The organism is Hymenobacter terrigena (assembly GCF_054776515.1).
This window is the reverse complement of record NZ_BAAHBU010000001.1, coordinates 391,543-404,857: the sequence shown is the minus strand read 5'-3', so window position 1 is coordinate 404,857 and position 13,315 is coordinate 391,543. Positions and strand designations below refer to the sequence as shown.

The 13,315-nt window shown below is 61.9% G+C and carries 10 protein-coding genes and 1 tRNA gene; 5 read left to right on the top strand and 6 right to left on the bottom strand.

The features are described from left to right. The 5 genes from ACYU7Q_RS01520 to ACYU7Q_RS01500 all read right to left on the bottom strand — a co-directional run bounded on the left by ACYU7Q_RS01520 (window position 1) and on the right by ACYU7Q_RS01500 (window position 5,795). Window positions 1-474 (bottom strand): sterol desaturase family protein, encoded by a 474-nt coding sequence (locus tag ACYU7Q_RS01520; protein WP_460607668.1) that lies wholly within the window; start codon window positions 472-474, stop codon window positions 1-3. Between the two features lie 128 nt (window positions 475-602). Continuing rightward, complete coding sequence (locus ACYU7Q_RS01515) at window positions 603-1,409, bottom strand: enoyl-CoA hydratase/isomerase family protein (RefSeq protein ID WP_460607667.1); 807 nt, start codon at window positions 1,407-1,409, stop codon at window positions 603-605. 220 nt (window positions 1,410-1,629) lie between these two features. Then, a complete protein-coding gene (locus tag ACYU7Q_RS01510; RefSeq protein WP_460607666.1) occupies window positions 1,630-3,909 on the bottom strand; it encodes a ComEC/Rec2 family competence protein in 2,280 nt (759 codons plus the stop codon). Window positions 3,910-4,112: 203 nt separating this feature from the next. Then, window positions 4,113-4,547 (bottom strand): GNAT family N-acetyltransferase, encoded by a 435-nt coding sequence (locus ACYU7Q_RS01505; RefSeq protein ID WP_460607665.1) that lies wholly within the window; start codon window positions 4,545-4,547, stop codon window positions 4,113-4,115. 150 nt (window positions 4,548-4,697) lie between these two features. Continuing rightward, window positions 4,698-5,795, bottom strand: a complete 1,098-nt coding sequence (locus tag ACYU7Q_RS01500; protein ID WP_460607664.1) for a PhoH family protein — start codon at window positions 5,793-5,795, stop codon at window positions 4,698-4,700. A gap of 122 nt (window positions 5,796-5,917) precedes the next feature. Here ACYU7Q_RS01500 and ACYU7Q_RS01495 point away from each other — a divergent pair, with 122 nt between their 5' ends. Next, window positions 5,918-6,688, top strand: a complete 771-nt coding sequence (locus tag ACYU7Q_RS01495; RefSeq protein WP_460607663.1) for an SAM hydrolase/SAM-dependent halogenase family protein — start codon at window positions 5,918-5,920, stop codon at window positions 6,686-6,688. 276 nt (window positions 6,689-6,964) lie between these two features. On the opposite strand, the gene ACYU7Q_RS01490 is transcribed toward ACYU7Q_RS01495, so the two are convergent. Next, a complete protein-coding gene (locus ACYU7Q_RS01490) occupies window positions 6,965-8,149 on the bottom strand; it encodes an alpha/beta hydrolase (protein WP_460607662.1) in 1,185 nt (394 codons plus the stop codon). Between the two features lie 246 nt (window positions 8,150-8,395). Here ACYU7Q_RS01490 and ACYU7Q_RS01485 point away from each other — a divergent pair, with 246 nt between their 5' ends. The 4 genes from ACYU7Q_RS01485 to ACYU7Q_RS01470 all read left to right on the top strand — a co-directional run bounded on the left by ACYU7Q_RS01485 (window position 8,396) and on the right by ACYU7Q_RS01470 (window position 13,198). After that, complete coding sequence (locus ACYU7Q_RS01485) at window positions 8,396-12,073, top strand: alpha-amylase family glycosyl hydrolase (RefSeq protein WP_460607661.1); 3,678 nt, start codon at window positions 8,396-8,398, stop codon at window positions 12,071-12,073. 145 nt (window positions 12,074-12,218) lie between these two features. Then, complete coding sequence (locus ACYU7Q_RS01480) at window positions 12,219-12,506, top strand: putative quinol monooxygenase (protein WP_460607660.1); 288 nt, start codon at window positions 12,219-12,221, stop codon at window positions 12,504-12,506. 33 nt (window positions 12,507-12,539) lie between these two features. Then, a complete protein-coding gene (locus ACYU7Q_RS01475; protein ID WP_460607659.1) occupies window positions 12,540-13,079 on the top strand; it encodes an iron-sulfur cluster co-chaperone HscB C-terminal domain-containing protein in 540 nt (179 codons plus the stop codon). A gap of 37 nt (window positions 13,080-13,116) precedes the next feature. After that, a tRNA-Leu gene (locus ACYU7Q_RS01470) sits at window positions 13,117-13,198 on the top strand. Window positions 13,199-13,315 lie beyond the last annotated feature (117 nt).

The window sequence follows — 13,315 nt, the reverse complement described above, 5'->3', positions numbered from 1 at the left end:
TTATGCTTGCTTAGCTGCGTTTTTGCGGCGCGCCAGCTCCAAGTATTTTGGCGATACCCACAGCAGGCCGAACTCGGCCGAGCCGTCGCGGCCCGTGGTTTTGTGGTGGGTTTTGTGGGCCATGTTGAGGGCCCGCAGGTAGGTGTTCTGCGACTTTTTCCAGAAGCGCAACCGGCCGTGAATCAATACATCATGCACGAAAAAATACACCGTACCGTAGCAGGCAATGCCCACGCCTACCCAGAACCACCAGCGCCCGCCGTTGTTGCCGGTAATGAACAGGGCGGCCGAAATGGCCCCGTAAATCAGAAAGAACAGGTCGTTGCGCTCCACCGGATGCGGGTGCCGCACGTGGTGCGAGCGGTGCAAAAACCACAACGGCCCGTGCTGCACAAACTTGTGCATAAACCACGCCCAGAATTCCATGAATCCGAAGGTGGCGACGGTGATGCCAATGGCGGCCAGTGCTGTCATGCGGAGGTAACCGAAACGGGAAAAGGGTTGTTTGGAAATGACGCGCAAACGCCGTTCTGTCCCCAATAAATTCCGGGGGCAGAACGGCGTTTGCAATGGTCTGGGCTGCGAAGAAACGGATTTCCGCGCTACCAGCCAATCTTTTCTTTGCTGAGGAAGGCGGCAATGCCTTTGCGGCAGTCCTCCGAGCCGCGGGCTTCGGCGTTGCGCTGGGCGGCGTAGCGCAGGCCTTCTTCGAGGTCAAGCTCGGGCAATCGGGCCAGCATTTCCTTGGTTACCTCCATGCTCTGGCCCGAGTTTTCGCGGCACAGGCGCTGGGCGAAGGTATGCACGTTCGCGGCCAGCTCTTCTTTGGAAGCCAGGAAGGTGATGAGGCCCATGTCGAGGGCGGTTTGGGCCGAAACAGGGTCGCCGGTGAGCAGCAGCTGCTTGGTGCGCGACTCCCCTATTTTGCGCAGCAAAAACACGCTCACAATGGCTGGCAGAAAGCCGATTTTCACTTCGGTGTAGCCAAACTTGGCCTCGGGCACAGCAAAAGTCAGGTCGCAGATGGCGGCCAGGCCGCAGCCGCCGGCCAGCGCGTGGCCCTGCACTTGGGCAATGACGACTTTCTTAAGGGTATAAATCTGGTGGAAGAGCTGCATGAGGTGCGTGCTGTCCTCCAGGTTATCGGTGTAGCCAAAGCCCTGCAGCTCCTGAATATAAGCCAAATCGGCCCCGGCGCAGAATACTTCCCCGGCCGAGCGCAGCACAATCACCTTGGCATCATCGTCATTCTCGGCGAACTCAAACGCCTGTTTCAGCTCGGTTACCACGTCGGCGTTCAGGGCGTTGCGCTTGTCGGGCCGGTTGAGGGTGATGTAGCCAATGCGGTCCTGAGCTTCGTACTGAATGTAGCGAAGGGCTTCGAGTTCGGGGGTGAGCAGGTTTTCCATAGGGGCGGTATTGGCGCGGACGGATGGTTACAATTGGGATGCCGCCGGCCGGAGAAAGGTGGCATCTTCCTGAGCAATTAACGCAAAAAATGTCTGGACGGACTACCTTGCTCGACCAAGCGCCCGGTAGAACCGTTGAAAGTCATTGACAAATGGTTTATTGACCATTCCAGCCCTAACTCGGGGCGCCGGGGTCGGCGGTTGCCTGCGTGGTCCTGCCTTACTGGGCGGCCAGCGGCGGCGTGCACCGGAAAGCTCCCCGTGCCGTGACGTCCCAGGTGCGGAAGCCCTGGGCGCGCAGCAGGGAATCCTGCCGGGCCACATACCAGATTTTGCAGCTCGAATCGAACACCACCCGCACCCGCGGGCCAAATACGGCAGCCACGGTTTCGGGCGTCAGGTGGGCGTTGCGACGCAGCACCAGCACATCGACGGGCGCGGGCCGGGTGGCGGTGGAAATGCGGTTGGAAACGAAAGCCACCCGCAGGCCGCGCCAGTGGGCCAGCACCACGGGACCGGGCTTGAAATACAAGGTTGAGTTGGCGCTATCCGGGTCGGGCAGGCGCTGCACGGGCACGGTGCAGCCACGCCAGCCCACGCGGTAGGCCGTGCGCCGCGCTGCCCGCCGAATGATGCCCGGCAGCAGCCGGTAGGTGCGCTCGGTTTCGGTGAGCGGCAAGGAATCAGGCGTGATAAACTCGGCCGCCGCACCCTGCCAGAACCCCACCGCCGAGCGACGCGGAATGCTGTACACGATGAATTCTTCGGTGGGCGCTACGGCGCGGGCCTCGGCTACGCGGCTGCCACCGTAGCAAAGTAGCAGCAGTGCCATCCCGCGCAACCAGCCCAGCCGACGGGTGTTGAGCCAAGCCAGCCCGGCCCCGATTATCCCGAAAAGCAGGACGGTTTGCAGGGCCGAAACGTGAATGTCGCGCACCACCCAGCCACTGAGCCAGCGGCTTATCAGGAAGATGTATTCGTTGAAAGCCCAGACCATCCATTCAAATAGCTGCGCCACGGCGCGGGGCAGCAAGTCGAGCCACCACGCCGCACCGGCGGGCAGCAGCAGGCCAATTGTGGCTATTATGCCCTTCACCGCTAACAATGCCAGCCCCACATACACGGCCCCGCTGGAAATGGGCACGGCCACAAGGTTGGAAAACAAAAAGCTGAACGGGAATTGATGGAAGTAATACAACCCCAAGCCAAACGTGGCCACCTGCGCCGCCAGCGACAGCGCCACGGCCTGCCACACTTTATCCAGAAACCAGCCGCTGCCGCGCCAGGCCCACTGCACCGCCTTGGGCTGCCAGGGCCGGCGCCGGGCGTAGAAATAGCCCTCCACATCGAGCCAGCCAGCGATGCGGGGTTGCACGTACACAATGCTCAGCACCGCCAGAAACGAAAGCTGAAAGCCCACATCGGCCACCAGAAACGGGTTCCAAACCAGCAAGCCAAACGCGGCCACGCCCAGCGTATTGAAGATGGAATCCTGCCGCCCCAGCGCTCGACCGATGATGATGACCGTGAACATAACCGTGGCCCGCAGCACCGATGCCGACAGCCCCGTAAGAAAGGCGTAGCTCCAAATCACGGTCAGCCCCACGAGTGACGACCACAGCAAGAAGCCTCTCACCCGGCCAAACAGCTTGCGCAGTACCCACGACATGGCCGCAAACAGCAAGCCCACCTGCAAGCCGCTCACGGCCATGATGTGCGTGGTGCCCGTGGCCGTGTAAGCTTGCTTGGTGGCCAAATCCACGTCGTCCTTGATGCCCAGCACCAGCGCTGAGGCAATCGCATACTCGCGCTTGGCGTGGATGTAGTGCCGGAAAACCGCGTCGAGTTGCGCGGCCGCCCGCATGCTGAGGGCCACCAGTGCATCGGGCGGCGCCAGCCGCAAAATCCGGTATTGGTCGGGGTGAATATATTGCTGGTGATACACTTGCCGGTACTCGAGGTAACGGGCGTAGTCGAATTCTCCCGGGTTGAGCGGGGGCTTGCTGGGGTCGGGGTGGCCGCGAATGAGCCACACCTCGCCGTACTGCGGCTGCGCGATGCCCGCCACCCGGGGCAACGATACCCGCACGCCACCCGTGGCCCGGCGCCAGCGGCCGGCCACGCGCACGGCCTGCACTTTGAGGGTGGTGGCGTAGGTGGCGGCCCGCACCACGGGGGCCTCGTCCACCACGGCCTGGTAGCATTCCACTGTATCGCCGAAGCGGTAGAGGTGGTCGGCGCGGCGGCTTTCGGTGGCGCGCTGGGTGAGGGTGGCCCCAAGCGCAACAATCGTGAGCAACGACAGCAGGCCGGCGGCATCGGATGAAAATGACGTGCGCTGTTGCACGGCCCAGAAAATCAACCCAATGCTTATTAATGACATGACTGCGGTAACGGGCCACAACTCCGGCCCGCCAGCGCCGAGGTAGAGGTAGCCCACGATGCCAAGAATGAGCGCGGGGGTATAGCGCACGAAGGGAAAGGTGGCCCAGGCAATCATCAGGTAGAGAAAGGAAGGATATTAAGCTGGCAATGTAGCAGTTTAGGCCGAAACAGCCAGCTGCGCCCTGACCACGCCTACTTCCTGGCCTCATTCTGTGCCGCCTAAAAACCGCCTCCCGGGCCGGGCTTTCCCTATCCTGTTGCTCAGCGGATAAGCCCAAAAGCCAAGCTTATTTGACGTTTCTAGAACATCAGCGCTTCTTATCCCAGCACCATTTTATAGTGCTGAATCCCGGCCTCCTCAAACATCTCCCCTTCCTTCCGAAAGCCGTGCCGTTCGTAAAAGCGCACGGCGTTAATCTGCGCGTTCAGATACACTTCGGCGTCGGGTAGCTCAGCGCGTACGTCGGCGAGCACGGCGTGGAGCAGCGCGGCCCCGATTTGCTGGTTGCGGAAGCCTTCGAGCACGGCGAAACGCTCCAGCTTCACGCCGTTGTCGGTTTCGCGCCAGCGGGCGGCGCCGGCGGGCGTGCCATCCTCGGTGCGAGCGAGATAGTGGCGGGCATCGGTACGGTCGTGGAGGTCGTTTTCGAGGGTGGCGGGCACGCCCTGACCTTCCACGAATACTTTTTCGCGGATGGTGAAGGCGGCGTCGAGGTCGCGCAGGTCGGTGATGCGGTAGGCAGTGGCGGGCATGGTGGTATGTAATTAGGTGTAGTCAGAAATAAATAGCCCGTCATGCAGAGCGGAGCGAAGCATCTTTACCGCAATAGTAAAATTGATTACTGCTGCGGTAAAGATGCTTCGCTCCGCTCTGCATGACGGGCAGGCAGCAAATGATAAAAACTACAGCGCCTGCTCGTGGTTTACGGGCAGTTCCGCCTCTTGGGAACCAAGCTGCTCGCCGTCTATCAGGCCTTGCTCGCGCAGGCGGCGCTCGTGGCGCTCGTCGCGGCGCGGGACGCCGTTGGCCTGGGCCTGACGGGTCATTTCTTCGGTGTCAAACTTGTCGTAAGCCTCCACAATCTCCTTCACCAGGCGGTGGCGCACCACGTCTTCGGAGTTCATTTCGACGTAGCCGATGCCTTGTACATTTTTCAGGATGTCCATGGCCTGCATCAGGCCCGATTTCTGGCGGGTGGGCAGGTCAATCTGGCTGCGGTCGCCGTTCACCATCACCTTGGCCGTGGGGCCCATGCGGGTCAGAAACATCTTAATCTGGCTCGGCGTGGTGTTCTGGGCCTCGTCGAGGAGCACGAAGGCGTTGTTCAGCGTGCGGCCGCGCATGTAAGCCAGCGGAGCGATTTCAATGATTTTATTTTCCTGGTAAAACTTCAGCTTTTCGGCCGGAATCATGTCTTCCAAGGCATCGTAAATCGGGCGCAGGTAGGGGTCTACTTTTTCCTTCATGTCGCCGGGCAGAAAACCCAGGCTTTCGCCGGCCTCCACCACGGGACGCGAGATGATGATTTTCTTCACCTCCTTATTCTTGAGTGCGCGCACGGCCAGCGCCACCGAAATATAGGTTTTGCCGGTACCGGCCGGCCCGAGGGTGAAGGTGAGGTCGTGGGCCATCACGGTGTCCACGAGCTTCTGCTGGTTGGGCGTTTTGGCTTTGATGACGCCGCCCTTGGCTCCGAAGAGAATGACGTCGGGCGAAGCGGCGAGTACCCGGCCTTCGGCTTCTTCCGACGTAGCGGAGAGGTATTGATTGACGGTTTTGTCGGTAATCTGACCGTACTGGTGGTAGTGCTCGATGAGCGAGGAAAGCAGGTCGTTGATGCGGGCAATGACTTCCGTCTGACCCTGGATTTTGATTTCGTTGCCGCGGCTGATGATTTTGGAGCCGGGGAAAGCGGCGGCCAGCTGGCGGATATTCTGGTTGTCGGGGCCGAGGAAATCGACCAAAGACATGTTTTCGAGGGTGATGATTTTTTCGACCAAGTTGGAAGAGAGGGGGAAAGAGAAAGGGAGAGGGAAAAAGGGGCCGTTTTTGGCCCAAACCGGCTACTTTTGCCCCGGTTCGGGCGCTGGAACAATACTACGAAAAACTACGGAACACAGGCATGGGGTTGATTACGCTGCTCACCGATTTTGGCTACCGCGACCATTACGTGGCGGCCCTGAAAGCACGGCTGCTGCGCCTGGCCCCGGCGGTTCCGGTAGTCGACATCAGCCACGGCGTCGAACCCTTTAACATCGCGCACGCCGTTCACGTTCTCCAAAGTGTGTTCCGGGATTTTCCGGTGGGCACGGTGCACGTCATCGGCGTGGCCGACCACGGCGCGGGGGCAGAGCCCGGCTGGCTGGCCGCCGAGTTTGAAGGACACTATTTCGTGAGCGGCGACAACGGCATTCTGGCCCTGCTGGCCAACGGCACGCCCGAAAACCTGGTGGCTCTGCCAGCTGCTATCACCGCCTCCCCCACCCGCGACGTGCTGTTGCCTGCCGCCGTGGCCCTGGCCCAGGGCATCCCGCTGAGTGACCTTGGCCCGGCCATTACGACTCAGCACCAGCTCAATAACCGCCAGCTGCGCCTACAGGACCACCGCATCACGGGCCACGTGGCGCACGTCGACCATTACGGCAACCTCATTACCAACATCTCACGCACGGCGGTGGAGGCCGTGGGCCACGGCCGGCCGCTGGCCATCCACTTTGGGCGCGACGTGGTGCGCGACCTGCACCCGCATTTCTCGGCCGTGCCGCCCGGCGAGGCCGTGGTGGTTTTTAATAGCCAGGATTTTTTGTGCCTGGGCATTTGCCAGGGCAATGCCTCAGAGCTGCTGGGGCTGAATTTCGACTCGCAGGTAGACGTGCGGTTTCAGGCAGAGTAATCGCCTGTCATTGCGAGGCGGCACGACGAAGCAATCCGTCCTCTCAACGCGACTAGCGTTGAGATGTGATGAGGTCCCGAACTGCCCGCCGGAACTTCACCCCTGGCCCCATCCAAAGTAGAGTGGAATTTGGCGTAATTTTTAAAGCAAAAGCCCCGGTACCGCAATGGTGCCGGGGCTTTTCACATTATGTAGGCTGGTCGCTGAGAACAGGACAGATTGCTTCGTCGTGCCTCCTCGCAATGACAGACGGACGTCTACAATCGCAGCAATAAATTACTTCAGCGCGCCTTTCAGGTCGCTTACGGCAACGCCCTGAGCATCTTTCGCCTCGGGAACCACGGCGGCCATGCCGAAGAATTCGTGCGTGGTGCCGTCATAGAGCTTGTAATTGGTTTTCACGCCGGCGGCGGTGAGCTTATCGGCCAGCGTTTTGCCTTCGCTTTTCAGCGGGTCGTAATCGGCGGCGATGATGGTGGTGGGCTCCAGGCCTTTCAGGTTAGCGGCCACGAGGTTGATGCGCGGGTCTTTCAAATCAGCCGGTGTGCGCTGGTAGTTTTTGAAAAACCACTCCATGCCGCCCTTGTTGAGGGGTGCGGTTTGGGTGTTGGCCTGGTACGAAGGCGTATTGGTATCGGAGCCGGCGATGGGGTACACCAGCACCTGGTACTTGGGAAGGGCCACTTTCTTGTCGCGGGCCATCATGCTGACGTTGCAGGCCAGGTTGCCGCCGGCGCTTTCGCCCACTACGGCTACTTTGCTGGGGTCGCCTTTCATGCTGGCGGCATTTTTCAGCACGTACTGGTACGCGGCGAAGGCATCATCGTGAGCGGTCGGGAACTTGTGCTCCGGGCCTTTGCGGTATTCCACTGATACTACCACGGCACCCACTTGCTCGCACAGCGCCTGGGCCGAGGCAGCATACGTGTCGTTGGTGGCAATAACCCAGCCGCCACCGTGGTAATACACGATAACCGGATACGAAGCCGCACCGCCCTTGGGCGTGTAGATGCGGGCCTTCACGCCGGGCGTGAGGGCCTTGGTTACAGTGTCGCAGTTCAGGGGCGGGGCGGGGATATTGCTGACGCGCATTTGCTTCTTGGCCGCGTCGGCGGCGGTGGGCTGCTTGCGGGCCTGGGTGGCGGTGAGCTCGGGCAGGGGCTTGTTCTTGAAGCTCATGAGTTGCTCAATCACGGCCTGCATTTCGGGGTGCAGGTTGGGGCCCCAGGCGGGCTTGGTACCGGTGGGCTTTACGGCCCCGGTGGTGCCGGTGCTGTCGGCCTTAGCCGTTACGGCAGAGCTGTCGGAGGCAGCATTGGTTTCGCCGGGCACTACGGTGGCAGTTTTATCGGCTTCGGTAGCGGTGGGCTGGCTGTTGCAGCCGCTCAATAATAAGCCGCCAACGAGGGCCGGAGCGGCAAGCCACCCAAAGGATGCCGAATGGAAAGGGGAAAGCTTCATGAAAAAGAATAGGTAAAGTATGAATGTATGAAGAACAGGTGTTTGCCGCGGGTTTACGACTGGCATCGAAGAGGGTTGGTGAAAGCACGTGATTTGAGGTTAGCTGGGGCATTCCGGCAGGCAGTTATGCTAGCTGCGCAAACCTTAGCACACTCATAAATAGGCCATTACATTGCTTTGCACCTCATTGCCTGGTAGATTTGTGGTTCTGTTCCCCACCCAACTTTTTTTGCTGCTGCTTACTCGATGAGAAAACGCTACGCCTTGCTGGCGCTGTGGCTGCTGGCCCAATTGGGCAGCTACCCGGCCCAGGCCCAAACCACCATCAAAAAGGTTGTACTCCAGGCCTTTTGGTGGGATTATTACAACGACACCTACCGCTTTAAGTGGGCTGATTACCTGACCGAAATGGCCCCGCGCCTCAAGGAGATGGGCATTGATGCGGTGTGGCTGCCGCCCACGCCCAAGAACAAAAACGCCACCAACGACGTGGGCTACTCGCCCTTCGACCCCTACGACCTCGGCGACAAGTACCAGAAGGGCGACGTGCGCACCCGCTTCGGCTCGAAGGACGAATTCCTGCGCCTGGTGGCCGTGCTGCACGCCAACGGCATCGAAGTCATTCAGGACGTGGTGCTGAACCACACCGACGGGGCCGGCACCAGCAGCGGCGACGGCGGCCAGGACCCCGAGCCCAACTTCTCGCTGGCCAGCAACAACGGCTACAAAACCTTCCGCTACAGCTCTTTCGCCACGCCCCTGCCCGAAGCCGGCGACAACGGCGCGGCCTACGCCGCCCGCCAGGGCCGCTGGCCAAAAAACTACGCCAACTTCCACCCGCAGCTGGGCCACAACACCACCAGCGGCGACCAGGCCGCGCCGTACTTCGGCCCCGATTTCTGCTACGGCAACGACGGCGGCAACGACGGCTACGGCCAACTCAGCGCCAACTACTTAGCCCTATACCCCGGCGCTTTCAATCCCGTTCAAAGCCAGGGCTACAGCCAGACCCAGGCCCGCAACTGGATGGTGTGGATGAAGAAGCAAACCGGCGTCGACGGCTTCCGTTGGGACGCGGTGAAGCACTTCAGCTACAACGCCCAGCAGGACCTGAGCTACAACCTGAAGTACAACGCCGGCTGGGCCAACGGCGGCGAAGGCATGTTCAACGTGGGCGAATACGTGGGCGGCAAGAGCGACCTGGACGGCTACGTGACCAGCGTGAAGGGCCAGAACGGCGGCAACGACTTTCTGATGGGCACCTTCGATTTCGGCCTGCGCGGGGCTATTTATGGCATGGTGAGCGGCGGCGGAAACTACGACCTCGGCCAGATTCCGAGCCAGCAGCAGGACCAGCGCGTGGCCTACTACGCCGCCTCAAATACCTACGTGCACCGCACGGCACCCTTCGTGAACAACCACGACACCTTCCGGCCTCAGCTCAGCGCCACCGGCAACTACACCGGCTGGAACACCGGCGACGAGTTGGCCGCCCACATCGACCCGTTTGACCCGCGCCTCTCGGCGGCCTACGCCATTGCCTTTGCCGTGGATGGCAACCCGCACATCTTCATCGAAGACCTGTTCAACCTCGGCAGCACGGGCAAGCGCTACACCCACCAGCCCACCTCCACCACCGACCTGCCCACCCGCTCCGACCTCGTGAACCTGCTCTGGTGCCACCAGCACCTGGATTTCAAGGACGGCGCGTACAAGGTGCGCTACCAGGCGCAGGACCACCTCATCATCGAGCGCAGCACCAAGGCCATTATCGGCATCAACGACAGCTACGACACCTGGCAGGAAAATTACGTCGATTCAGATTTCGCGCCGGGCACCGTGCTCAAGGATTATTCGGGGGCCAATGGCTCGTATACCTACACCGTGCCGGCCGACCAGCGCGTGCGCATCAATACGCCGCCCTGCAACGGCAGCGCCCTGCTGGGCCGCCGCGGCTACTCGGTGTGGGCCCCCGTGGGCCAGGACAACTCAAGCTATGCCCCGCCCCGCACCGCCCTCACCACGCAGGAATGGGAAATGGCCAACGACCTCGGCGACCTGAACTGCGGCGGCCTGGGCCAGGGCGGCGCGCTCCCCTCGAATTCGACCAACACCCGGCTGGTGGGCAAAATCTACACCCAGGCCGGGCAGCCGGTGATTTATACCCTTTCCCCGGAGGCCAGCAACAACTCCAGCAGCCTCACCATCGGGGTATATGACCTGCGCGGCCAGTTGCTGAGCAGCGCCAGCGGCACCACGGCCGCCACCGGCACCTACACGCCCAGCACCACCGGCTGGCTGGCCCTGAAAGCCCGCAACACTACCGCCACCACGGCCGGCCAGCGCTGCTTCGTGAAAGTGAGCTACACCGCACCCGCCACCGTAAACACCCTCACGGCCCCCGCCCCCACCAATCAGGTGGCCATCTGGACCAGCAACGACGCCTCGGCCGATGCCACCGACTGCCGCAACTGGGAAGCCGGCGTGACGCCCACCGCCAGCACCGACGTGCTGGTGCCGGCCGGCACCAGCTTTGCCCCCACCCTCGCGGCCGGCACCCTAGCCGCCCACAACCTCACAATCGAAAGCGGCGCCAGCCTGACGCTGGCCAGCGGCACCACCCTGCGCGTGAGCGGGAATGTAGCCGCCACCGGCTCCCTCGCCGGCCCCGGTACGCTGGAGCTGAACGGCAGCACCGAGCAAACGCTCAGTACCGGCAGCAGCACGACGTTAGCGCTTAATAACCTGACCATCAACAACGCGGCCAATGCCCGGCTGCTTAGCCCCGTGAGTGTGAGCGGCGCGCTGGCTTTCACGGCCGGTCATTTGGCTATCGATAACCAGAACCTGACCTTGGGCAGCGCGGCCACCGTGAGCGGGGCCGATGCCAGCCGCTACGTGATAACGCCCGATGTGGCCGCTACGGGTGGTTTCGTGGTGCGGCCCGTGCCGGGCGATGGCTCGGCCGTGGCCTTCCCGGTGGGCACGGCGGCTTCGTTTACGCCCCTCACGCTGGCCAATAGCGGCGTCGGCACCACGTTTCAAGTGCGTACATTCAGCGGCTTGCTGACCAACGGCACCAGCGGCGCACCTTACGCCCGTTCCGACGAATTCGTGAACCGCACCTGGGAAGTGACGCCCGCCCTGGCCACTGGCCCGGTCGTGACCATGAGCCTCCAGTACAACGCCGCCGACCAGAACGCCAGCTTCGTGCCCAGCCAGGCCAGTGCCTACCGCAACCACGGCGGCACAGGTGAAAACTGGACCGAGTTGGGTCGCGCCACCGTGACCGGCAGCGGGCCATTTGTGGCCACCTACGCGGGCATCAGCTCCTTCTCGAAATTTGCCCTCGGCAATGGCAGTGCCCCGCTCCCGGTCACGCTCACCCGCTTCGAGGGCCGCCGCGCCAGTGCCAGCTCCGTGCGCTTGGACTGGGCCACGGCCTTGGAGAAAAACAACACCGGCTTCGACATCGAGAAATCGGCCGACGGCCAGCAGTTCCGCCGCCTGGCTACCGTGCCGGCCCGGGGCGGCAATCAGCCCACCACCTACACTTACGACGACCTCGAAGCGCCCACCGCCGCCTACTACCGCCTGCGCCAGCGCGACCTCGACGGCAGCACGCGCTACAGCCCCGTGGCCTACGTGTCTGCCACCGTCAGTCCCTACGTGGTGTTGCCCAACCCCAGCCACGGCGACGCCGTGCAACTCCTCGGTGGTCCCGCCCTGGCCGATAATGCGCCAATACGTCTCACCCTGAGCTCGGTGCTGGGCCGCACGCTGCTGGCCCCTGCACCGGCCCCGCGCACAGCGCTGGCCGAGCAGCTCGGCAGCTTCCTGCGCCAGGCCGCGCCGGGCGTGTACGTGGTGACGCTGACTGGTGCCAATGGCCTGCCCCAGCGCCTGCGTGTGGTGCGGGAGTAGTTTTAACAAGTTATGTAAGGCGAGAAAAAGGCCATCATGCAGAGCGCAGCGAAGCATGACGGTGATAATAAACCTTCCAAAGCCCCGGCTCCATAAATGGAAGCCGGGGCTTTTTACTTTTGCCCCTCCAATCCCCACTTCCCGAATGCTGATTCGTATTGTTCGCATGAGTTTTGAGCCGGCGCAGGTACCGGCCTTTCTCGCCCTTTTTCACGCCACCGAGCAGCGCATCCGGCAGCAGCCTGGCTGCCGCCACCTAGAACTGTGGCAGGACGCCGACAATCCCGCCATCTACTGCACCCACAGCCATTGGGACGATGCGGCTGCCCTCAATGCCTACCGGAAATCCGCGCTTTTTGGCGAAGTGTGGCCGGCCACCAAGCGGTTATTTGCCGCGCCGCCCGTGGCTTTTTCGGTGAATCCGGTGTTGTAGCCGTATTCTTATCCTGATAAACCCCTTATTGTCATGTCCCCCGATTACTTTGCCTTCTACGGCCTGCCCCAGTCCTTCCGGCCCGATGAGGCTGCCCTCAAGCGCCTTTACTACGCCAAGAGCCGCGAAACCCACCCCGATTTCCACGCCACCACCTCGCCCGAAAACCAGGCCGAGATGCTGCGCCAGGCCACTCTCAACACCGATGCCTACCGCACCCTCTCCGACCCGGACCAGCGCATGGCTTACCTGTTGCGCCAGCACGGCCTGCTCGAAGAAGGCAAGCAGGAGCAGCTCCCGCCCGATTTCCTGATGGACATGATGGACCTTAACGAGGAATTGATGGAGCTGGAAATGGACGCCAACCCGGCCGGCATCGCCAAAGTAGCCGCCGAAGTCACGGCCCTGACCGATACTCTCGACGCCGGCATCGAGCCGGTTCTCGCTGGCTATGAGCAGCTCCCCGCCGACCACCGCCCGGCCGCGCTCCAACAAATCCGCACCTACTACCTAAAAAAGCGGTATCTGTTGCGCATCCAGCAGCAAGTCGCTACCTTTGCAGCCCGCTCCTGATACCGGCAGAGCGGAATTGTTCTGAATTAAGCATCCTGCCCGGATGGCGGAACCGGTAGACGCGTTGGTCTCAAACACCAATATCGCAAGATGTGCCGGTTCGACTCCGGCTCCGGGTACTAGGTAATCGAAAGCCGGCTTCTCTCCTACGTGAGAGAGGCCGGCTTTTCGCATTTATACCCGGAGCCGGAGTCGAACCGGCACACCCTAATCACTGAACAGTAATTGGAAATTGT